This is a genomic window from Peribacillus asahii, assembly GCF_004006295.1.
GTDB lineage: Bacteria > Bacillota > Bacilli > Bacillales > DSM-1321 > Peribacillus > Peribacillus asahii_A.
Map to the genome: position 1 here is coordinate 2,094,928 of NZ_CP026095.1, position 23,085 is coordinate 2,118,012.

Annotated in this window: 17 protein-coding genes; 15 read left to right on the top strand and 2 right to left on the bottom strand. The window is 35.5% G+C overall.

Annotation, left to right across the window (positions count from 1 at the left end):
- The first annotated feature begins 5 nt into the window (after window positions 1-5).
- Window positions 6-1,748: an adenine deaminase C-terminal domain-containing protein gene (locus tag BAOM_RS10135; protein ID WP_127760179.1), complete on the top strand. Its 1,743-nt coding sequence runs from the start codon at window positions 6-8 to the stop codon at window positions 1,746-1,748.
- 110 nt (window positions 1,749-1,858) lie between these two features.
- Here the strand turns inward: BAOM_RS10135 and BAOM_RS10140 are convergent, their stop codons facing one another.
- A complete protein-coding gene (locus BAOM_RS10140; RefSeq protein ID WP_127760180.1) occupies window positions 1,859-3,709 on the bottom strand; it encodes a sigma-54-dependent Fis family transcriptional regulator in 1,851 nt (616 codons plus the stop codon).
- A gap of 833 nt (window positions 3,710-4,542) precedes the next feature.
- On the opposite strand from BAOM_RS10140, the gene BAOM_RS10145 reads away from it, so the two are divergent.
- From BAOM_RS10145 to BAOM_RS10165, 5 genes are all read left to right on the top strand, one after another.
- On the top strand, window positions 4,543-5,079 hold the full coding sequence (locus BAOM_RS10145) for a TRAP transporter small permease (RefSeq protein WP_127760181.1): 537 nt from the start codon (window positions 4,543-4,545) through the stop codon (window positions 5,077-5,079).
- 49 nt (window positions 5,080-5,128) lie between these two features.
- Entirely contained in the window at window positions 5,129-6,406 is a 1,278-nt protein-coding gene (locus tag BAOM_RS10150) for a TRAP transporter large permease (RefSeq protein ID WP_127760182.1), read from the top strand.
- A gap of 56 nt (window positions 6,407-6,462) precedes the next feature.
- Window positions 6,463-7,521 (top strand): TRAP transporter substrate-binding protein, encoded by a 1,059-nt coding sequence (locus BAOM_RS10155; RefSeq protein ID WP_127760183.1) that lies wholly within the window; start codon window positions 6,463-6,465, stop codon window positions 7,519-7,521.
- A 132-nt stretch (window positions 7,522-7,653) separates the two neighbouring features.
- Complete coding sequence (locus tag BAOM_RS10160; RefSeq protein WP_127760184.1) at window positions 7,654-9,024, top strand: MFS transporter; 1,371 nt, start codon at window positions 7,654-7,656, stop codon at window positions 9,022-9,024.
- 109 nt (window positions 9,025-9,133) lie between these two features.
- Window positions 9,134-10,120 (top strand): NAD(P)H-dependent flavin oxidoreductase, encoded by a 987-nt coding sequence (locus BAOM_RS10165; RefSeq protein ID WP_127760185.1) that lies wholly within the window; start codon window positions 9,134-9,136, stop codon window positions 10,118-10,120.
- Window positions 10,121-10,329: 209 nt separating this feature from the next.
- Here the strand turns inward: BAOM_RS10165 and BAOM_RS10170 are convergent, their stop codons facing one another.
- Complete coding sequence (locus BAOM_RS10170) at window positions 10,330-11,871, bottom strand: 2-isopropylmalate synthase (protein WP_373995325.1); 1,542 nt, start codon at window positions 11,869-11,871, stop codon at window positions 10,330-10,332.
- A 505-nt stretch (window positions 11,872-12,376) separates the two neighbouring features.
- On the opposite strand from BAOM_RS10170, the gene BAOM_RS10175 reads away from it, so the two are divergent.
- From BAOM_RS10175 to BAOM_RS10215, 9 genes are all read left to right on the top strand, one after another.
- Window positions 12,377-13,561: a CaiB/BaiF CoA transferase family protein gene (locus BAOM_RS10175; RefSeq protein ID WP_127760186.1), complete on the top strand. Its 1,185-nt coding sequence runs from the start codon at window positions 12,377-12,379 to the stop codon at window positions 13,559-13,561.
- Between the two features lie 28 nt (window positions 13,562-13,589).
- Entirely contained in the window at window positions 13,590-14,372 is a 783-nt protein-coding gene (locus BAOM_RS10180; RefSeq protein WP_127760187.1) for an SDR family NAD(P)-dependent oxidoreductase, read from the top strand.
- Between the two features lie 407 nt (window positions 14,373-14,779).
- Window positions 14,780-15,955, top strand: a complete 1,176-nt coding sequence (locus tag BAOM_RS10185) for an acyl-CoA dehydrogenase family protein (protein ID WP_127760188.1) — start codon at window positions 14,780-14,782, stop codon at window positions 15,953-15,955.
- A 67-nt stretch (window positions 15,956-16,022) separates the two neighbouring features.
- Window positions 16,023-17,087, top strand: a complete 1,065-nt coding sequence (gene dctP / locus BAOM_RS10190; RefSeq protein WP_127760189.1) for a TRAP transporter substrate-binding protein DctP — start codon at window positions 16,023-16,025, stop codon at window positions 17,085-17,087.
- 36 nt (window positions 17,088-17,123) lie between these two features.
- Window positions 17,124-17,534 (top strand): PaaI family thioesterase, encoded by a 411-nt coding sequence (locus tag BAOM_RS10195; RefSeq protein WP_252283396.1) that lies wholly within the window; start codon window positions 17,124-17,126, stop codon window positions 17,532-17,534.
- 345 nt (window positions 17,535-17,879) lie between these two features.
- Complete coding sequence (locus BAOM_RS10200; RefSeq protein WP_127760190.1) at window positions 17,880-19,457, top strand: class I adenylate-forming enzyme family protein; 1,578 nt, start codon at window positions 17,880-17,882, stop codon at window positions 19,455-19,457.
- A 190-nt stretch (window positions 19,458-19,647) separates the two neighbouring features.
- Complete coding sequence (locus BAOM_RS10205; protein WP_127760191.1) at window positions 19,648-20,826, top strand: acyl-CoA dehydrogenase family protein; 1,179 nt, start codon at window positions 19,648-19,650, stop codon at window positions 20,824-20,826.
- 104 nt (window positions 20,827-20,930) lie between these two features.
- A complete protein-coding gene (locus BAOM_RS10210) occupies window positions 20,931-21,713 on the top strand; it encodes an IclR family transcriptional regulator (protein ID WP_127760192.1) in 783 nt (260 codons plus the stop codon).
- Window positions 21,714-21,831: 118 nt separating this feature from the next.
- A complete protein-coding gene (locus BAOM_RS10215) occupies window positions 21,832-23,031 on the top strand; it encodes a CaiB/BaiF CoA transferase family protein (RefSeq protein ID WP_127760193.1) in 1,200 nt (399 codons plus the stop codon).
- Window positions 23,032-23,085: the final 54 nt, after the last annotated feature.

A 23,085-nucleotide genomic window follows, 5' to 3' on the forward strand; every position in this document is an offset into this window, starting at 1 on the left:
TTTTTTTGGTAGAACAGAGATATAGATGGAAAAATAAGCAGTTACGCAAACAGATTGAAATAGTAGATGGGAAACGAGCTCCTAGTATTCTTTTAAAAAATGCAACTTATTTAAATCATCCACTGAAAAGATGGGTGAAGGCAAACATTTGGATTTACGGTGATCGAATCATTTATGTAGGAGATAAGCTTCCAGATGTGACAGAGGGTTGTGAAATTGTAGATTGCACAGATTGTTTTTTAGTTCCCGGTTATATTGAGCCCCATTCGCATCCATTTCAATTATATAATCCTCAAACATATGCACGATATTCAGCGTATGGTGGAACGACAACATTGGTTAATGATAATCTTCAATTCTTTTTACATCTTGAGCAGAAGAAAGCGTTTACGTTGTTAGAAGAACTGAAAAATATCCCAGCTAGTATGTATTGGTGGTGCCGTTTTGATGGTCAAACGGAACTTAGAAATGAAGAAACAATCTTTACACATGATCAAGTAACAGCTTGGCTTGAACACGATGCTGTAGTCCAAGGCGGTGAACTGACAGCATGGCCTAAATTGCTAGCTGGTCATGAAGACATGCTAAATTGGGTCCAAGAAGCAAAACGAATGAGAAAGAAAATTGAAGGCCACTTTCCAGGTGCATCAGAAAAAACGTTAGCTAAACTTATGTTACTAGGAGCAGATTGTGATCATGAAGCTATGACAGGTCAGGAAGTTCTTTCTCGTTTGATGCAAGGATATACCGTTTCCTTGAGAAACTCTTCTATTCGACCTGATTTAGAAAATCTGCTGAAGGACATTCATGAATTAGGTATTCATCAATACGATAACTTTATTTTCACGACTGATGGCTCGCACTCGTCCTTTTATGATGAAGGCTGTATTGATAAGATGATTAAAATAGCACTTGAGCAAAATGTTCCAATTATTGATGCCTACAATATGGCTACCATCAATGTGGCGCAATATTACAATTTAGCTCATTTACACGGGAAAATTGCAACAGGCAGAATCGCTCATATTAATTTTCTTCAAAGTAAGACAAATCCTACACCTATTTCTGTTTTGGCTAAAGGTCAATGGGTTAAACGCGATGGAGTGGAGATAAAGGATTCTGCTGTCATCCATTGGGCTGAAAATGGACTAGGCGCATTAGAGCTTAATTGGAACTTAACTAAATCTGATTTAGAATTCACTACAACACTTGGCTTACAATTAATCAATGATGTCATCACCAAACCATTTTCTGTTACACCAGAAGAGTTTGATGAAACTATTCCTTTTGAACGTGATGAATGCTTTTTCATGATGATTGATCGGAATGGAGAATGGAAAATCAATACGTTTGTGAAGGGTTTCGCAAATCAATTATGCGGATTTGCCAGTACGTATTCTGGAACAGGGGATATCATCTTAATTGGAAAACGAAAAGAAGATATTTTACTCGCCTTTCAGCGGATGAAAGAAATAGGCGGCGGAATTGTCATTGCTGAACACGGAAAAATCATTTTTGAAATCCCGCTAGAGTTAAAGGGATATATGTCTACTAAGGAATTATCGGATTTAATAGAAGAAGAGAAGCAATTGAAGAAGTTGCTTCAAGAGCGTGGCTATCAATTTGGCGATCCAGCCTTCACATTATTATTCTTTTCAGCGACGCATCTTCCTTATATAAGAATTACACCAATAGGAATTTATGATGTGATGAAAAAGGAAGTATTACTTCCTCCAGTTACGCGGTAAATCTGTTCCTGAAGGGCTGCTTAGGTAGCTCTTTTTTCGTGCAAAATGGCGAGATTTCGCACGAAGTGAGCTAACAATCTCTAAGATAATAGGATTGTTAGCTCACGTATTCATTGTAAGAGCCCCATTTCAGATTCAAATTTATTAAGTTTTTTGTAAAATTGTGACCGACTAATTCCTAATAGTTTAGCCGCGGCTGTTCGATTTCCGCCTGTTTGTTTTAATGCCATTTCAATAGTCTCTTTTTCTGTCTTATTTATGTTAAATCTGAAAAACTCAGGGGTTAATTTTTCTTGTGGATGCATCTGCATAGTAGGTTTGAGTGTATTTAGTGAGGATCGACTTTCACTCCATTTTTTACTTTTTATATATTCAGAGAAATGCTCTGCATCAAGTGTATCACTATTTACACAATTGATTGCCCGTTCAATAGTATTTTCAAGCTCCCTTACATTTCCTGGCCAGTTATGCGAGGAAAGTAGATGGAGTGCAGCCTTACTTATCGTAACTTCTCCATGACCCATAAGACGACTAAATTTTTTTGTAATGGAAGTAGCAAGTAAAGGGATGTCTTCTTTTCGCTCTCGAAGGGGAGGTATGTTGATAACGATAACATTTAGTCGATAATATAAATCCTCTCTAAATTCATGATTAGCCACCATTTGCTCTAAATTTTTATTAGTTGCAGCAATGATTCTGATATTCACTTTAATTGTTTCATTTCCTCCAACACGTTCGAATTCTCTTTCCTGAAGAACTCGAAGCAATTTTCCTTGCATAGATAGGGGCATATCGCCAATCTCATCTAAAAATAATGTACCATTATGAGCTATCTCGAATTTACCAGGCTTCCCGCCGCGCTTTGCACCTGTAAACGCACCCTCTGTATAGCCGAAAAATTCAGATTCCCATAGCTCATTAGGTACGGCAGCGCAGTTTACCTTCACAAATCGTCCAGAACGATTAGATGTAACATGAATACCGCGTGCAAATAGCTCTTTTCCTGTCCCGCTCTCTCCTAATAACAGTACATTTGAAAAGCTAGAGGCTGATTGCCGGGCTAATCGTTTCATACTTTCCATTTGTTTATTTTTTGTTAGGATGTTTTCTAAATTGAAAGGAGTACCACTACTGAGTGATCGTTCTTCGTGACAATAAGAAACTTCCTTTCCTAGATCATCTAGTTTGCTAACAGCGTGTTTCCATTTGTTTAAGTTTTGGTAGATAATTTTAGCCATAGCTCCAACGAGTTGTTCATTTTCATATATTTTACTTTTTATAACAAGGCATCGATGTTGTCCAATCACCATTGCTTCTAGTTTTTCCCCTTGAAAATCTATAGAAAGGACATCTTCTAGTTTTAATTCTGGAATAATATAAGATGAAGGTTGACCAAGTAGTTTGTTCTTTGGCTTTCGTAAAAATTCGCATGCTGTCTCGTTAATATTCTCAATTTTTCCTTTATGATCAATGACAATATATCCGTCATAAGTAGTATCTAAAACAGTTTGTAAAGTGCGCTTTAATTTTTTTGTCATTTCAAGTTTACTAGTTAATAATTCAGACTTAGAACGATAAGCTTTAATAATATTTGTTGAATCAAGAATACCGCTTACACAATTATCCTTGTTAATCACGATTGCATGGCCTATTTTATTATTCGTCAATAATTGGCGAACATCGTATAAAAAATCATTTTCTTTTACCGTAACAACTTGATGTTTTATAAAAGGGACTATGCTTTCATTCATAGATACATCTTGTAAAAGTGCTTTAAAAAGAGCAGAGTGAGTCATGATACCAATCAATTGATCATGTGAATTCACGACAGGAATAAGTTTTACTTTATTATGCTGAAATAGTACTACGGCGTCGCGTAATGTGCTCGTTAAGAACAATTTTGAAACATCTTGATTCATAAATTCCTTCACTGTTGGGTAAAAATAATGTTTTACAAACATGGAATTCTCCTTTGCTTATTGAATTTTAATCAGTAACTGTATTCGCTAAAATATAATATATCCCTTTTATTTCTTGTCATATTTTTGAATAATTTCGTTTTTGTATATGTAAAATCTTTTTATATATGGAAAAATATTGACATGTATAAAAAGCACATGCTAAAGTATTCTTAGATATGGTAAAAAAAGTAATTTAGATTAGTGAAGTAAATAAGTACATTATTCAAATAGCAAGAGGTAAGAATTCATTTAATCAATTAGTTGGAAGCATTGCTTCTTTATCCTGTTTTGAAATTATAACAATTAGTCCAAATTGTAAGCGCTTAATAACGTAGAAATACTTTTATATGTACATACCTCAAAGTACAATATGCATGTCTTTAAGCACCCATTTTTTTTAATAGCTATGTTGATAAAAATAAGAGAGCCATGTAACACAGCTTAAAAGAAGATGAATGAAGCTTTATGAAATTGTTCCTAAGACGACCACACAATGATGTTCCCCAGAAAAATAGATCTATTTATAACATGCATATAATTATCCGACTATCTAAAACTTTTCAATTAAATAAATACGCAACTAAAAGTGCACTGACAGTGAGAAAAAATCAGTTAAAAAACGTCTGTATTATTTTCTGCTGTCTTTCATTTTGCATGTTTTTTTTCATCGTAAAGCTTTATTGAGTACTGATAAAGGAGGTGAATTCGTTTATTTTAGAACTGATTACGGCTATGTATGATTTAAAAATAATCGACGAGGGAAAGGAAAGGTCATAACTGAAAGTATCAATACTTTATAAGTTTCAAACTAAGCAAAGAGGTGGTGGGTAATAATGGAGAAGTTGAAAAAGCTTTTTGAAAGTATTGATAAAGTCACTTCTGGAATTTCAGCGTTTACTTTGTTTCTTATGATGGTGTGGATTTTTGTAGATGTAATGTTAAGAACGTTTTTTCATAGACCTATTCAAGGCACTATTGAATTAACTGGAGAGTATTTAATGGTGCTGCTAGTCTATTTATCGTTGAGCTATACTCATAAACAGGATGGTCATGTAAAAGTAACCTTTTTAGAGGATAAATTCTCCCAACGAATCAAAAACATCACGAAATGTATGACAAATCTCTTTGCTGCTTGCTTATTCTCTTTCATTAGCATATTGAATTTTCAAGAAGGTCTAGAATACATCGAACAGAATATTCGATCTTCCGGTGTGTTAAGTTATCCGCTTGCACCGGCCCTATTCATCATATCGTTAGGGATGATGATGATAACATTAAGACTTTTACTAGAATGTATCTTGATTATTTTTTCGAATAAAGTAATATCTAGTAATTCTTTGGCTGATTCTGAAAAGAAAATTACTGGTTAAAGAAAGATTCATACACTAGTTTTATCTATTTAAAGGGGGGATATAATCTATGTTAACACTAGGAATAGTTCTCTTATTGCTGTTGCTATTATTTATAGGCATGCCTATTGGGTTTACTTTAATAGTTGTTGGTTCGTTAGGAATCTTTTTGGTTAGTGGATTCGATACATTTACTGGGATTCTTTCATCAACAGCCTATCGAAGTGTCAATAGTTTTACTTTAACGACAATCCCTTTGTTTATATTAATGGCGAACTTCATTTCCAAAAGTAATATTGCGAAAGATCTATATGACTGTATCCTAAAATGGATTGGTCATGTACCAGGTGGAGTAGGAGTATCCACCGTATTTGCCAGTGCAGGATTTGGAACGTTATCTGGTTCAAGTATCGCTGCCACTTCGATTATGTCAAAAATTTGTATCCCAGAGATGGTTAGGGCTAAATACAAGGATACTTTTGCTGCCGGTTTAGTTGCTTCATCTACGGGAACCTTAGCCGTTCTAATTCCACCTAGTGTTCCACTTATTCTTTATGCCGTGCAAACAGAAACATCAATAGGACACCTATTAATGGCTGGCGTTTTACCAGGAATACTGCTTGCAGGACTTCTTTGTGCCTTCATCTTCATTACTTCTATAAAATTGAATACTAAAATTGAAAAATCCTCATGGAGTGAAAGATTTGTTTCCTTAAAAACAATTTGGCCGATGCTGATACTTGTAGCATTTGTTTTAGCCGTTATCTATTTAGGAATTGCAACTTCTACAGAGGCTGCGGCATTTGGAGCATTAGGAGCACTTTTAATCGGTTTACTTATAAAGCGATTAAATGTTAAATCTGTTATTGAATCACTTAAAGACGCTGTTCAGCAGACAGCTATGATTTTTACCATTGTGATTGGCGGATACATATTCGCATATTTCTTCACATTAACTGGTACTGGACAAAGTATCATCTCAGCGATTTCTGAGAGCGGTTTATCCAAATGGACCATTTTGTTTTTAATTATTGTCTTCTACCTCATCCTTGGATTGTTTATGGATTTGATTGGCTCTATGATCTTGACCTTACCTCTCGTGTTTCCAATCATTCAAGCCTTAGGTTTTGATGAAATATGGTTTGGTGTAATTGTTGTACTGTTACTAGAAATTGGTCTTGTTACACCGCCTGTTGGAATTAATCTATTTATTACAAGTAAGCATTCCCAAGTCCCTGTTGACCGTGTATTTTATGGGTCTATACCGTTTATCGGGATATTGCTATTAACGATATTACTCTTAGTTATTTTTCCACAAATTGCTCTTTACTTACCAACTAATATGTAGAGCTAATTTGATGGGATTTATAAAACAACTATAACTTTTGGGTGGAGGAAAATATTATGAAAGCCAAGCGTTTGTTTAATCTTACAATTATAATTTCGATTCTTTCTCTAGTAATTGCTGGATGTAGTACAAGTTCTTCTAATAATTCGAAAGAAAATGAAACAATTACACTAAAGTTAGCTACGTATGTTCCAGTTACATCCCAAGTATATAAATATGTAACGGAACCTTGGATGAAGCGAGTAACAGAACTCACTGATGGTAAGGTGCAATTCGATGCATATCCTGGAGAACAGCTAGGAAAGGCTCAAGATATGCTGAAGTTAACAAGAGATGGGGTAACGGATATTGGTGTTTTTCCGGCCAACTACTTTCCGGATAATATGCCTTTAACAAATGCCTTGGCAGGCTTGCCGAATCTTAGTATGACTTCACATCAAGGAACAGTAGCTTATAACGAATTGTTACAAGAAAATGAAGATTTACTAGAAATGGATTATTTAAAAAATGGGATAAGACCGATTATGGGGCACGTATCACCTACTTATGAGATTTGGACTACAGATAAAGAAGTACGGGTACCAAAAGATTTAAAAGGTTTAAAAACTAGAACAGTAGGTGGAATTGCTAATGAAGTGTACGAATATATGGAAGCTGTTCCTGTAACGGTTTCTCATACAGAGACATACGAGGCTCTTGAGAAAGGTGTCATAGATGGAGCGGGTTACTCCAGTGTGGCTGTGGAAGCTTCTGGAACTGCAGACCTTCTTAAATATGCAACTTTTCCTCATATAGGAACGGCTATTCATGGTTTAGTAATTAATGAAAAAGTTTGGAACGGACTTCCTGAAGATGTACAAAAGGCTATGCAGAAAGCAGGACAAGAGTTGGTACAACCGTCTGGAGAAAAGTATGATCAAGATACAGAGAATTTTAATGGAGAATTTAGTAAAGCTGGCGGGGTCATTGTAGACTTAACGGATGCCGAAAAAGGGCAGTGGGAAAAGGTTACTAAAGAATTTACAGAAAAATGGTTAAAAGAACAAGGATCTAAAGATTTTCCGTATGAGGAAGTGCTAAACCAGTATAAAGAGAGCTTGGAAAAATATAAATAAAAAATAAGAATGCCAGACACCAATCTAATAGTTAAGTTAAATTAATTTGAAGTTAATTTTGGGTCTTGTTTAAAAGCAAGGCCTTTTTAATATTTTGGTTTTCAAAAAATATAAGAATTAAGGTGAGAGACAATGTCGTCCATTTCTACCCCTACTTCGGATTTTGCAAGTGCCAAACCTATTCAAGAGAATAAAATCCTTATCATTTGGAGTTTCACTAGTTGGTTAGTAGTCATGAATACAACGATGTTTAATGTAGCGTTGCCGACCATACTTAGTGAGCTTTCTATCAATTCTTCGATGGCATCATGGATTGTATCTGGTTATTCTATCGCATTTGCCATTTCTACTTTGACTTTTAGTAGACTGTCTGATTTTATTCCCATCTCTAAATTATTATTAATTGGCATAGCGATATTAGGAGTATCATCCATACTAGGGTTCTTTGCTTCGCATTTCTATCTATTACTAGCAGCCCGTATTTTACAGGCTGCAGGAGCAGGGGCAGTTCCAGGGCTGGTCGTAGTGCTTATCAGGCGCTATGTACCGATAACGAGACGAGGGAAAGCAATGTCATTTATTACTTCTGCTGTTTCCTTAGCATTCGGCTTAGGTCCTGTGGTAGGAGGAGCCATTACCCAATACTTAGGGTGGGAATATCTTTTTGGGATTACCGGCTTAGTTGTTTTATTTATTCCTTTTTTTCGAAAGCTGTTGCCTAAAGAAAAGGTCAAGAGGGGACATTTTGATCTACTTGGTGCAGTGCTTACGGCATTAAGTGTAACAGGGCTTTTATTATTCTTCTCTACCTTTTCATATGTCATTTTAATAAGTACGTTAGTTCTTAGTTTCATATTGTGGAAGTATCTTCATAAAATGGAGACACCCTTTATTCAACCAAAGCTCCTTAAAAATCGACAATTTTTAAAATTACTTTTTATTGGATTTACTACGTTTCTAACCAACTTTTCGACTTTGTTTTTATTGCCTATTATTTTAACCGTTGTCTTTAAAAAAGAACCAGCAGAAGTAGGGTTGATTATTTTTCCTGGAGCAATTTTAGGTGCAATAGCTTCTCAGTTTATAGGGAGATTAATTGACCGCATTGGAAGTGTATCATTAATTATCACAGGTCAGTTCTTGCTTTTTAGTGGAACTATTATGATGGGGTTATTTTCCACTGCATCTCCATTATCACTACTTACAATATATATAGTATTTAGTATTGGATTTTCTACAATCAATTCAAGTATTTCTAATGAAGTAACAAGAATTTTATCAATTGTGGAAATTGGGACAGGTGCGGGAATGACTCAATTAGTACAGTTTTTTGGAGGTGCCTTTGGTGTAACTCTTGCGGGTCTAATGTTAACATTTCAAAAAGGGTTATTATTGGAACTAGTTTATAGAAATATTTTCTTGAGTATTTCTTTTCTTATTTTTTGCGCTATGATCATGTTTTATTTCTATTATCGAAAAGTTAAGTTTGAGAGAATAATTTAACATATATTTACAAAATATTAAAAATAATGGTATTATTATGGAATGGTGGTTAATAATCCTTATACTTTTAGATTTACTATTCTCATATTTTAAAGAGAGGGGAATAATAATGACAAATACTAAATTAAATATGCTCTTGGAAAAAACAAGGTTACCAGTTATTTCAGCACCAATGTTTCTTGTATCTGGTACAGAATTAGTGATTGAAGCTTGTAAATCAGGCATAATTGGTTCATTCCCATTATTAAACGCAAGAACAGGGGAAATTTTAGAAGAATGGATGAATCGAATTACTGAAGAATTAGAAGAAGCAAAAGCGTTGAATCCTGATCAGAAAATAGCTCCATGGGCTGTCAACCTTATTGTTCATAAAACCAATAAACGGTATGAAACAGATTTGGAATTAATTAAGAAATATCAACCTCCTATTGTTATTACTTCATTAGGTAAGCCCACATCTGTTGTTGATATTGTCCATGAATATGGTGGACTTGTATTTTCTGATGTAGCGACCCTTACTCATGCAAAAAAAGCGGCAGAGACTGGTATTGATGGATTAGTGTTAGTTTGTAATGGGGCAGGAGGTCATGGTGGTACAATCAATCCAATAGCATTTATGGGAGCGGTCAAAAAGTTTTGGAATGGAATTACCCTGCTTTCTGGTTGTATTACGAATGGACAAGATATATTGGCAGCCCAAGCTTTAGGCGCAGATTTTGCTTATATGGGAACGAGATTTATTGCTACAAACGAAAGTAATGCTAGTAAAGAATATCAAGAGATGGTAACGGATTCAACAGTTGATGATATCATTTACACGCCTGCTTTTAGTGGGGTACATGCCAATTATCTGATTCCAAGTATTAAAAATGCTGGTCTTGACCCTTCGCAGCTTGAGAGAAAAGAAACGATAGATTTTTCACATATGGAGAATAAGGAAGTAAAAGCAAAAGCTTGGAAGGACATCTGGTCTGCTGGTCAAGGCGTAGGGACAATTGATAAAGTTCTGCCAATTTCTCAAGTAGTTAATGACCTTGAGGAAGAGTATGAAAAAGCCTTATCTGCTTTAATATCTACAAGAAAGATACAATGTTAATTATTTAATGAGTTGACGCTGTTAACTAATAGTGTTGATAAAACGATTTATAGCTCATTTTAGCTTTGGTTTTTAAAATAAACCGAACATTAACTAACACATAGCCAATTGGCCACAAAAAAGATGACTTCAAAATAGAAGCCATCTTTTTTTAGTATCAATATTTATAAATAGTCAGCATAGAAGTTTATTAAACGTAGTTGACTGTTTTAAATTTTGGATAAATTTTCATGTGGGGTTTTTAATCTGTTAATTGCATCGATATAAGCGTTAGCACTTGCAACGATAATATCAACATTAATAGCTCTGCCTTGGAATAACGATCCTTTCTTTCTAACTTTAACAAATACTTCTCCAATTGAATCTTTTCCTTGTGAAATGGAGTTGATTTTATAATCAACTAATTCGGTATCTTCTAACTGAAGAGCACCATCTATTCCTTTATAAAGAGCATCAATCGGACCATTTCCTTCACCAATTCCTTCAATTAAAGAGCCATCGCTATGCACGATATTAACGAATGCTCGATATCGATTATCTGTAAGTATTTGTAAACTAAAGTCTTTAAATGAATATAAAGAATGCTTTTCTTTTGTCGTCTGTGTTTCTAACAAAGCGATAATATCCTCATCAAAAATTTCCTTCTTACGATCGGCAAGATCTTTATACTTTTTGAAAACTTCTCTAAGCTGCTCATCATTAACAAAATAACCGAGCTCTTCATATCTCTTTTTAAGCGCATTTCTGCCAGAGAGTTTGCCTAATACTAACTTAGTCTCATGAAAACCAATACTTTCAGGCTTCATAATTTCGTAGGTAGATTTATCTTTAATAACCCCATCCTGATGAATGCCAGAAGAATGAGCAAACGCATTTCCACCTATAACCGCTTTGTTAGGAGGAATAGCAATGCCTGTAAGTCTACTTACTAATTTACTTGTTCTAGCCACTTCTTTCAAATCAATCCCTGTTTCTTTATGATAATAATCCTTTCGAGTTTCTAATAAAGCAGCTACTTCTTCAAGAGCTACATTTCCTGCTCGTTCACCAATCCCATTTATACAGCCTTCAACTTGTGTAACCCCCGCTTTAATGGCCGCAATACTATTACTTAATGCTAAACCAAGATCATCATGGCAATGACAGCTTAAGCGTACGTTCTCAATTCCTGCTGTATTTTCCTTAATATATTGAAATTGCTTGATATATTCTTCAGGAGTTGTATAACCGACTGTGTCAGGGAAATTCAACACAGTTGCGCCTGCTTCAATCACTTTTTCGGCTACTTCACAAAGAAAATCTAATTCGGTACGTGTAGAGTCTTCACAGGAGAATTCAATATGTTTAAAATGTTTGGCTGCATAAGAGACACTTTCGACCGCTTTGGCTACTACTTGTTCTTTTGTCAATCCTAGTTTACGTTCTCGATGAATCGGGGAAGTAGCTATAAAAATATGAATACCTGTATTATCAATATCTCCAATAGCATTTATTACTGCATCAATATCTTCTTTATTTGTTCGAGCGAGGCTGACTACCATTGGTTTAGAAACAGCTTGTGCGACTGCTCTAATAGCTTGTGCGTCCCCAGGCGATGCAGCAGCAAATCCCGCCTCAATAATATCGATTCCTAGCTTTTCTAATCGTAGTGCAATTTCCACCTTTTCTTCTTGATTAAGATTCACCCCAGGTGTTTGTTCACCATCTCTTAATGTAGTATCAAAAAAATAAACTCTTTTATTCTCCATCATGAAACCCCCTTTTCAATTAATCACCTATTACGGATATCATTATCCATTTTTTGTATAAAATGTATACTACTACAATTTTTTAGGGGATTCAAGTATTTTATCAATCTCCAAAACATATATTCAAGCTATTTTTTGAATGGGTACGGTCGTGATTTCTTATATAAATATGTATTTAAATGATCCCTATAGCCGTATGAACAATAATTATTGTTACTAATTATTTCACTTTTGCGAATATTTTGAATTGGATATATCTTTCAAAGCCTGATAATGTTAAATAATGTTAATAAAATTGTAGAAAAAGGAGAGGAGGACAAATCATAGTTAGGGAATAAAGGATGGGGCCCCCTTGTTTGTTGCTTTAAAAGTAGACTAAGCGTACATGTCGACAAGGTCCTAGCTACAGAGAAATAGGGGAGTAATATTTGAAAGCGCCTTCTTAAATAGCTAAAGTCGTATTATTTGTTAACACAGAATAAAATTATAAGGTCTGAGGTGAACTGCATTGCAAGCTTTAGAGGGAATCAAAGTATTAGATTTATCAAGAACATTAGCAGGTCCATTTAGTACGATGATGTTAGGTGATATGGGAGCAGATATTATTAAAGTAGAACAGCCATCTGTAGGTGATGAAACAAGAAGATTTACCCCACCTACATGGAACGGTGAAAGTTGCTACTATCTCTCATCCAATCGAAATAAACGTAGTATTACAATTGATTTAAAATCTCCAGAAGGTAGAGACATTATATATAAATTAGTAAAAGAAGCAGATGTGCTAGTCGAAAACTTTAGAACAGGAACTATGGAGAAATTAGGATACGGCTATGAACAATTAAAAGAAATAAATCCGCGATTAATTTACTGTTCGATTTCTGGATTTGGGCGTTCCGGACCTGAAAAGAACAGGCCAGGTTATGATCTATTATTACAAGGATTCAGCGGCTTAATGAGTGTAACCGGAGATCCCGAACGGCCGCCGGTGAAGACGGGAACTTCCACTGTGGATATTAATACAGGTATGTTTGCAGCATTTGGAATTGTAACTGCGCTATTTGCTAGAGAGAAAAGCGGGAGAGGACAATTCATTGATACTAGTTTACTAGATAGTCAGGTCGCTATTTTAAATTATTTAGCTACTAATTTTTTTGCTACTGGACAAGTAGCGCAACGATATGGATCAGGGCATCCGACAATTGTTCCTTATCAAGCTTTTCAAGCAAAGGACATGGATATTATATTAGCGGTAGCGAATGATAGATTGTGGGAAAAGTGCTGTAAAGGCTTTGAATGGAATGACTTATTAGAGGATTCTAGATTTAAAATAAACGATGATCGAGTAGCTAATCGCGAATTACTTGTTGAAATGATTAATGAACGTCTATCCAAAATGGAAAGCAAGGAGATTTTTGAAAGAATGGAACACGCCGGAGTACCGTGTGGACCTATTCATACTATTGATCAAATCATGACTCACCCACATGTAATCGCAAGAGAGATGGTCCTCGAAATTGAACATCCTATTGTCAAAAATTTAAAAGTTCCTGGATTTCCAATTAAATTTTCTGAAACCCCTGCACAATTAAAAAAACATCCTCCTTTACTAGGAGAGCATACGCACGAAGTATTACTAGAATTAGGCTATTCAAAAAAGGAAATTGCGAATTTGGAACAAGGGAAGATTATTTAACTATTCATTAAGAAGGAGTATAACTACAATGAACTTAAACTTGAAAAATAAGGTCGCAATAGTAACAGGCGGCAGTAAGGGGATTGGCTTTGCAACAGCCTTATTATTAGCAAAAGAAGGGGCTGACGTTGCTATTTGTGGAAGAGATATAACGAAATTGCAAGAGGCCTCAGCAATCATTAAAGAGGCAACCGGAAGAGAGGTATATTATGCTTCAAAAGATGTGTCTATAAAGAGTGATTGTGAGGAGTTTGTTAGGGAGACGGCGAAGCATTTTGGCGGGGTTGATATATTAATTAACAATGCTGGTCAAAGCTCTGCACATTCATTTGAACTGGTTAATGAAGAAATGTGGAGAGCAGATCTAAATTTAAAACTATTTGCCGCAATCTTTTGTTCGAATGCTTCGATCCCGTATATGAAAGAAAGAGGGGGTGGAGCAATTTTAAATGTCACAGCAACAATCGCTAAAACAGCTCCTGCTTCATCACTACCAACGAGTGTGAGCAGAGCAGCAGGAATGACTTTAACAAATGCAATGAGCAAAGATTTAGCTAAATATAATATACGAGTGAACACAGTTTGTATTGGATTAATTAGAAGTGAGCAAATAGAAAGAAAGTGGAAAAGAGATTATGGTCATTTGTCGTGGGAGGAGTTTTCGAAATTGTCTTCCCATAAAATCCCGTTAGGAAGAATTGGCGAAACGGATGAGGCAGCTAATGTGATTAGTTTCTTAGTATCGGATGCTGCATCATACGTCACAGGTACCTCCGTCAATATTGATGGGGGGAAAGGAGAGGCTTTATAAAGTTTGAGGTCTTAACTTTGCCGTTGAGTGTAGAATGCATTCAATAAGTCTTTGCTGCCCTGTTATTTTGTAGAAATGCTTTGCTTTTATAATGGTAAACGAAAGAGGTTGACCTAAAAGGTCGTTTCATAACGATGGGCTAGGTTAACCTCTTTCTGCTATTTGACTAGCCTGTTTTTGAGGAAAGGAAATACGCTTCTGTGATGAAAAAGAAATGGTGACGCAATTCAAAAGTGTCTCGAAAAAGAGACAGTGTCCGATTTTCAGGACAATTAAATACAATAGTGTTTCCTTTCTGTAGCATTGAAATAGGAGAATCCTTGAAAGACATAGGTTGGTTTTGCTGGCATAAAAATTGCATGATTATATAGTAGCAATACTATAAAAAGGAGAGCGAGGGAAAAAAGATGAGTAATCAAACTATTCATAAGGCGCAAGCAAGTCGTATCTATCCTTCTAATGAACATTTAATGTTTCGGGAATCATTAAGAAAATTCGTGGAAAAAGAAGTGGAGCCTTATTTTACACAATGGGAAGAAGAGCGTTTAATACCTCGTGAATTATGGCTCAAACTAGGTAAACAAGGATTTCTTTGTCCTTCAGTCGATGAAAAATATGGAGGTATGGGGGTAGATTTTGGCTTTGCGGCTATTCTATCAGAGGAATTAGCTAGAGTAGGTACGGGACTTAGCGGAATAAGCCTACATAGTAATGTAGTTACTCCCTATCTCTCTTCTTTTGGGACAGAAGAGCAAAAGAAGAGATGCTTACCAAAATTCGTTAGCGGTGAATTGATTTCCGCAATCGCTATGACTGAACCTGGAGCAGGGTCAGATTTGCAAAATATTTCTACGACAGCTATTAAAGATGGTTCTGATTATATTGTCAATGGTCAAAAAACATTTATTACAAACGGAATCCTTTCTGATGTCGTATTAGTAGCCTGTAAAACAGATCCAAAAGCAACTCCTGCGCATCGTGGAGTAAGTCTGTTATTGATAGAAAGAGGAATGGCTGGTTTCTCGAGAGGTAGAAAGCTAGATAAGGTTGGCATGCACAGTCAAGATACAGCTGAATTAATCTTTGAAGATGTACGTGTTCCAGCTTCTAATCTTTTAGGAGAAGAAGGAAAAGGATTTCTTTATTTAATGGATAAATTGCAACAAGAACGCCTTCTCACTGCAATTGGAGGAATCGTTGCTGCAGAAGACATGTTAGACATAACGTTACAATATGTAAAAGAACGCCAAGCTTTTGGCAAACCAATTAGTAAATTTCAAAATACACAATTTAAACTAGCGGAAATTGCTACATTAGTTCAAATAGGTCGTACGTTTGTTGATGATTTAATTGTCAAGCATATGGAAGGTCAAAATATTGTTACGGAGGTATCTATGGCAAAATGGTGGCTTACTGACATGGCTAGACGTATTTCCGCAGAATGTATGCAGCTGCATGGCGGGTATGGCTATATGGAGGAATATAAGATTGCTAGAAGATACCGTGACGCAGCTGTCGCCCCTATTTATGCCGGATCGAATGAAATTATGAAGATTATTATCGCTAAGAACTTAGGAATGTAACCGTATTCAAATTTATTTAAGTTACGGTTAATGGCTTAAAATAAACGCTTTAATTGGGGGTAATTTAATGACGAAAAAGAGGCTTTTAATTTTCACAACGATTATGACTACTCTTTCTCTGCTAATAGCAGGCTGTAGTGCAAGTACTACAAACAGCTCAGAAAAAGAGGAGGACAAAAAAGTTACTTTGAAATTAGCGTCTTATTTTGCTGATACATCTCCTATTTATACAGCGGTAACAAAACCTTGGATGGAAAGAGTGACAGAGTTAACTGAAGGAAAAGTTGAATTTCAATATTTCCCTAGCGAACAATTAGGGAAAGCTCAAGATCTCTTGAAGTTAACGAAGGATGGTGTGGCTGATATTAGTATCTATCCAGCTAACTATTTCCCAGATAACATGCCTTATAGTCATATGATAGCAGGTCTTCCGAATCTTAGTGAGACATCAAATCAAGGAACTCTCGCTTATCGTGACTCGTTGCAAGAAAGCTCGACATTATTAGAAAAGGATTACTTAAATAATGGAGTTAGACCTGTTTTGACTCATGTATCTCCTCCGAACGAAATTTGGACAACAGGGGAGGAAGTTCGTGTACCAGAAGATTTAAAAGGCTTGAAGGTGAAAACAGCAGGAGGCATTACGAGTGAGATGTATAAATTTATGGGAGCAGTCCCTGTTACAATCTCTCATGGAGAAACGTATGAAGCTCTTGATAAAGGAGTTATCCAAGCGGCTAATTACTACTCTATGGCTGTAAAAAGTTCTGGTGCAGAAGAAATTCTTAATTATGGAGTTTTTCCACATGTTGGATCTGTTATACACGGATTAGTAGTTAATGAAAAGGTTTGGCAAGGACTCTCTGAGGATACACAGAAAGCGATGATTCAAGCGGGAGAAGAGATTATGGAAGCAGCAGGAGAAATTTATAAGGAAGAAACGAATAAATTCAATGAGGAGTTCGTAAAAAACGGCGGAACGATAGCAGAATTAACAAAGAAAGAACAAGAGGAATGGACAAAGGTAACAGAAGAATTTAATCAATCTTGGTTAGACAAGAATAAATCTGATGGCCATTCGTATGAAAAAGTACTAAATCTGTATAAAGAAAAACTAGAAAAATATAAGTAAAAACTTAATCCTGAGTTAAAGAAGAGGTGACGCTTTGTGCTAGTGGAATCAATGGAAGATATGAGACAAATTTATGAAAACAGCCCTTTTAATAATTTTTTGGGCATCAAATTAGAAAAATTCGAGGAAGGCTCTGTCGTTTATTCTCTTAAAGTTACTCCGGCCCATTTAAATGTGAATCAAGGAGTACATGGAGGAGTGTATTTTAGTATTCTCGATTCAGTGATGGGGGCAACTATTCGTACAGTCATTAAACAATCTATTGTGACAGTGAATGTGACTATTAATTATTTTGCTCCAGTTAAAAATGGGGAAACTATGATTGCAAGAGCTAATGTTATTCAGCATGGAAAAAGCATTATGACTGCTGAAGGAATAATTGAAGATTCTAATGGTCAATTATTAGCGAAGGCAACTGGCACCTTTAAAAGAATAAGAAACCGTTGAAAGATTTTAATAAGTAATAATTAATGAAACTTCTTGTATGTTACGTAATAGGGGGATTCAAATAGAAATAAAGAGGGTTCTATTGTTTTAGAATCCTTTTTATTTCTTTAAAATGTCCTAGATAGAATCAATGAAATTCTTCTATATGAAAATTTAACTATGTTAATGAATAGTGTTGATTCATATGATTTTTTGCTTAAGGCGTATGAAGTCCGCTTTTCAGAAAAGTTGAATAGTTTCTTTTCCTCCAAGAAACGAAGGAGGAACTTATAACGGTGTTATTTTCACAAGAGTTGAAACTGAATAATCATTTCCTTCATTTATAAGTGTCGAAAGGGGAATTAGATGGATCAATTAAAAGTTTCTTTATCTCAACAGCTACTTATTGGAGAGGCGTTAAAATGTGCTGCACATAATGTACCCGAGAGAGTCGCTTTTGTATATGGACATCAACGATTAACTTATCAAGAACTACTTAAACGTGCTTCTCATTTATCAAGATGGCTCCGAGAACAAGGAATCGGCAGGAATGACAAAGTGGGTTGTCTATTTAAAAACGGAATTCCCTTTGTAGAATTATATTTCGGGACGAGTTTAAATGGAAATGTCTTTGTTCCAGTTAATTTCCGTTTAGTTGCTAGCGAAATTGAATATATTGTAAATAACTCAGATGTGAAAATATTATTTATTGAAGAAGAATTTATTGAGACCATCCGCCCGATAATAGATAAGCTTCCGCAACTCCAAATGATTGTAATAGTAGATACTGTAGAGAAAGAACTTGATTTCGATGCTATCTCATATGAAACCATTTTTAAAAATCCTGTAGGTTATCAAAATATAGAGATATTAAATGATGAAGATGCCCATGTCATTATCTATACATCTGGAACGACTGGAAGGCCGAAAGGAGCAGTGCTGACACATAAAAATCTTTATATTAATGGTATGAACAAGCTATATCATAATTCTTCACCAAAAGGAACAACACATTTAGTAATTCCTCCTCTTTTCCATATAGCAGCGTTATCTCTTTTAGTACAAAATTGTCTAACGGAAGGTACGATTGTTCTTCATCGAGAATTCGAACCCGTAAACATCCTTGAAACCATTCAAAGTGAAAAAATCAATTCGATGTTCTTAGTCCCAGCAATGTGGAACTTTTTGTTCCAAGTTCCTAATCTATTAGATTATGACTTAAGTTCAATGAAAAATTGCTCGTTGGGCGGGGCTATTTGTCCTGTTGAAATAAAGAAACGCATTATGACAGTATTTAAAAACGCTAACGTATATGAAGCTTTTGGGCAAACGGAAATGAGCCCATCTACAACCTATTTGTATGGTGAAGATTCTCTTCGCAAGAATAAAACAGCGTCTGTTGGAAAACCATCTATTAATGTTCGAATTCGGATTGTAGATGATGAGATGAATGATGTACCTGTAGGAGAAGTCGGAGAAATTGTGTATCAAGGGCCAACTGTGATGAAGGAATACTATAAAAATATTGAAGCAACGAAAGAAGCTTTTAAAGGGGGATGGTTCCATAGCGGTGATTTAGTTCGGATGGATGAAGATGGCTATATTTATGTAGTCGATCGTAAAAAGGACATGATTATTAGCGGTGGCGAAAATATTTATCCTAAAGAACTTGAAGAAGTGCTCTATCGTCATCCCGACATTTTAGAAGCGGCTGTAATCGGCATTCCAGATTCAAGATGGGGAGAAACGGTTAAAGCATACATTGTATTAAAACCTGGAAAGCAATTAACGAAAGAACAAGTTATTGAATTTTGTAAGCAGCATATCGCCTCCTACAAGAAACCACGAATAATCGAATTTATAGATTCCCTTCCAAGAAATGCAGCCGGCAAAGTATTAAAAACGGTTTTACGCTCAAATGCTCAAGAAAATAAGGTTCATTAAGAAAATAGTTGAAAGAACCAACGAAAGCCAATTTTATCTAAGGCTATTTTTTACCTATCCTTGTCCATCATAATTGGTCCTTTTTAGTGGGGGGAATAGGGAATCACCTGTCATCCCATTATAAAGGGCTTTTTTATGACTTGTTCATTGATCCAAAAAAATAAATGATTTATAAAACGGAGGGAAACAAATGCCAAATACTGCTGTATATGATATTCAAAAAACAAATCGTCCTTATTTCACGGAAGAACATATTATGTTTCAAGACTCTTTAAGGAGGTTTTTAGAAAAAGAAGCTGTTCCTTTTTTTGAACAATGGGAAAAAGAAAGAATAGTCCCTCGAACGTTATGGAGAAAACTAGGTGAAAATGGATTTTTGTGTCCAGAAGTAAGTGAAGATTACGGCGGTGTCGGTGGAGATTTTGGTTTATCTATTATTCTATCTGAAGAATTAGGTCGAGTCGGGGCGGGGCTTTCTGGAATGGGAACACATAGTAATATCGTTGTCACTTATTTACATTCTTTTGGAACAGATGAACAAAAACAAAAGTATCTCCCTGGTTGTGTAAGCGGGGACATCATAACAGCTATTGCTATGACAGAACCGGGAGCGGGTTCAGATTTAGCTAATATTCGTACAACTGCTATTAAAGATGGTGATGATTATATTATTAATGGTCAGAAAACGTTTATTACAAATGGAATTCTCTCTGATTTAATCATTGTAGCCTGTAAAACGGATCCGCAAGCAAGTCCTCCGCATAAAGGGGTTAGTTTATTTTTAGTAGAAAGAGACACGCCAGGATTTTCAAGAGGAAGAAAATTAGACAAAGTCGGCATGCATTCTCAGGATACGGCTGAACTTATTTTCGAGGATGTTAAAGTCCCTGCTGCTAATTTGCTTGGTGAGGAAGGGCGAGGTTTTAAATATTTAATGGCTAAATTGCAGCAGGAACGTATTTTAGCAGCAATTGGAGGTCAGGTGGCTGCTGAAGATATGTTAGAGTTAACCCTCCAGTATGTGAAAGAAAGAGAGGCCTTCGGCAAGCCAATCAGTAAGTTTCAGAATACCCAATTTACTCTAGCTGAAATAGCAACAGAAGTTCAGGTAGGGCGCACATTTATTGACCAGTTGGTTGTCAGACACCAAAACGGTGATGATATTGTGACAGAAGTTTCTATGGCGAAATGGTGGATTACGGATATGGCAAGAAGAATTTCTTCTCAATGTATGCAGCTGCACGGGGGATATGGGTATATGGAAGAATATAAAGTGGCTCGTCGTTATAGAGATATTGCCGTTTTTCCGATTTTTGCAGGAACAAATGAAATTATGAAAGTGATTATTGCGAAAAAAATGGGACTATAACAAGTTAGTTTAGCTACTTCTTAAAACACCGCTGAATATCAGTGGTGTTTTTGTTGACAAAAAAAGTTTTTATATATAAAATAATAATCAAGAGGTGTAAATAAATGGAAAATGCTAAAACTAAGGAAAAAAAGAAATATTCAGTACCAGCATTGGAAAATGCCTTTGGAATACTAAAGTTGCTCAGTCGTAAACGTTTTAGTGAAAGCACTGTAACGGAGATTGCTAATGCATTATCATTGAGTCCAGCCACTTGTTACAGAATTTTACAAAGTTTGGAAAATCTTTCGATTGTTCGATATTTAGAGGATAAAAAAAGATATACGCTAGGTCCATATCTTGTTGTTTTAGGAGAAAGAGCAAAGGAACATTTAGATTATATCTCTGTCATTATGCCTTATCTAGAAGACTTAACGAGACAAACCGGCATGACTTCGATTCTAGTTAATAAAATTGGTGAAGAAAAATTAGCGATTATAGCAAAATCAGAAGCTAGTGATTTTGGAGTAAGTGTATCAGTAGGAAGACATTTTTCAATTACTGACGGTTCATTTGGAATGTGCTTTCTAGCATATATGGATAAGGAATTACGAGAATATTATTTAAAACAAGCTCAAGGCTTAAAGTCATTTTCAGAAGAGGACTTACAACTAATCGAAAGAGATATTGAGAATCTAAAGAAAAATGGGTATGCGATTACTTATGGAGAGTATATAAAAGGGTTATGTGGCATAGCCGCTCCAATCTTTGATACTAGAAATAAAGTTGAAATGTCCATAGAGTTAATTGGTTTTACTTCTCAATTTGAGAAAGAAGATCTTCATGTAAAAGGCAAGCTAATGAAAGAAGTAGCTGATGAAATCAGTAGAAGAATTAGGAGCTTTTAATCACTGTTGTAAGCGTATCCAATACTATTATAAAGTAACTCAATAAAAAATCTCAATTGTTAAATCCCCTTTTATAAGATTAAAAGGCTAAAAATATTTTTAAAAAAGGAGTAATAATGTGGGAGCACTTAACGGAGTTAAAGTATTAGATTTATCAAGGCTACTTCCAGGACCTTATTGTTCATTGATAATGGCAGACTACGGGGCAGAAGTTATTAAGATTGAAGAACCAGGGCAAGGAGATTATATACGCTGGAGAAAGCCGGCCATTGAAGAAATTGGGGCCAGACATTTAACGGTAAATCGAAATAAAAAAAGTATTGAATTAAACCTTAAGACTGAAGAAGGCAAAGCGATTTTCAAGAAAATGGCTGAAAGCGCGGATGTTATTTTAGAAAGCTTTCGTCCAGGGGTCATGGATCGATTAGGTATCGGTTATGATGAAATTTCCAAGATTAATGAAGGAATTGTGTATTGTTCGTTAACAGGGTATGGACAAACTGGTCCTTATCGCCGCTTACCTGGACATGATATCAATTATATCGGTTACAGCGGCATATTAGGTTTGATTGGTGAGAAGGATGGAAAGCCAGTTGTTCCAGGGGTCCAAATTGCTGATTTAGGCGGAGGGGCATTAATGGCGCTATCCGGCATTATGATGGCACTTTTTCATAAAGAAAAAACCGGAAAGGGTCAATATGTGGATATATCGATGCTAGATGGCGCTGTTACATGGTTATATGCGGCACTCTCAGATTATTTTGCTTCAGGTTCTATTCCAGAAAGAGGGAAAACTCGTTTGGATGGCCACTTTGCTTTTTACAATGTCTACGAAACGAAAGATCAGAAATATCTTTCAGTTGGAGCATCCGAAAAGAAATTTTGGAAAGAAATTTGCGAATTAGTCGGAAAGCCTGAGTGGATTGAACTCCATGAAGGACCCGAAGACGTTCAAGAACAATTAAAGAAAGATATGAGTGAATTATTTAAACAAAGAAATCAGCAAGAATGGCTGGATTTATTACAAACAAAAGATACATGTGTGGGACCTGTTTATAATATCGATGAAATCTTTTCAGATTCTCAAATTATTGAGAGAGAGTTATTTACTGAAATGAATCACCCTGTAGCGGGAATGATTAAGCAAATTGGATTCCCTATTAAATTTTCACATACGCCAGGAAAAATTCATTCTCATGCACCGATTCTTGGAGAGCATACCGAGGAAATTTTATCGGCATTAAATTACTCTAGAGCTAACATTGATGATTTTAGAAGTAAAGGAGTAATTGGTACTCATACGCCAGTTGGAAATTGAAATATCTGAAAATTAAAAAAGTATTGTGAGTTTTAATGTGAATGAGGAGGAAAG

Excerpts from the sequence above, each read along its gene's own strand:
- BAOM_RS10210 (WP_127760192.1), top strand. The coding sequence starts at position 20,931 with ATGGAAAATGCTAAAACTAAGGAAAAAAAGAAATATTCAGTACCAGCA.
- BAOM_RS10205 (WP_127760191.1), top strand. The coding sequence starts at position 19,648 with ATGCCAAATACTGCTGTATATGATATTCAAAAAACAAATCGTCCTTAT.
- BAOM_RS10165 (WP_127760185.1), top strand. The coding sequence starts at position 9,134 with ATGACAAATACTAAATTAAATATGCTCTTGGAAAAAACAAGGTTACCA.
- BAOM_RS10200 (WP_127760190.1), top strand. The coding sequence starts at position 17,880 with ATGGATCAATTAAAAGTTTCTTTATCTCAACAGCTACTTATTGGAGAG.
- BAOM_RS10160 (WP_127760184.1), top strand. The coding sequence starts at position 7,654 with ATGTCGTCCATTTCTACCCCTACTTCGGATTTTGCAAGTGCCAAACCT.
- BAOM_RS10155 (WP_127760183.1), top strand. The coding sequence starts at position 6,463 with ATGAAAGCCAAGCGTTTGTTTAATCTTACAATTATAATTTCGATTCTT.
- BAOM_RS10180 (WP_127760187.1), top strand. The coding sequence starts at position 13,590 with ATGAACTTAAACTTGAAAAATAAGGTCGCAATAGTAACAGGCGGCAGT.
- BAOM_RS10150 (WP_127760182.1), top strand. The coding sequence starts at position 5,129 with ATGTTAACACTAGGAATAGTTCTCTTATTGCTGTTGCTATTATTTATA.
- BAOM_RS10170 (WP_373995325.1), bottom strand. The coding sequence starts at position 11,871 with ATGATGGAGAATAAAAGAGTTTATTTTTTTGATACTACATTAAGAGAT.
- BAOM_RS10185 (WP_127760188.1), top strand. The coding sequence starts at position 14,780 with ATGAGTAATCAAACTATTCATAAGGCGCAAGCAAGTCGTATCTATCCT.
- BAOM_RS10140 (WP_127760180.1), bottom strand. The coding sequence starts at position 3,709 with ATGTTTGTAAAACATTATTTTTACCCAACAGTGAAGGAATTTATGAAT.
- BAOM_RS10145 (WP_127760181.1), top strand. The coding sequence starts at position 4,543 with ATGGAGAAGTTGAAAAAGCTTTTTGAAAGTATTGATAAAGTCACTTCT.
- dctP (WP_127760189.1), top strand. The coding sequence starts at position 16,023 with ATGACGAAAAAGAGGCTTTTAATTTTCACAACGATTATGACTACTCTT.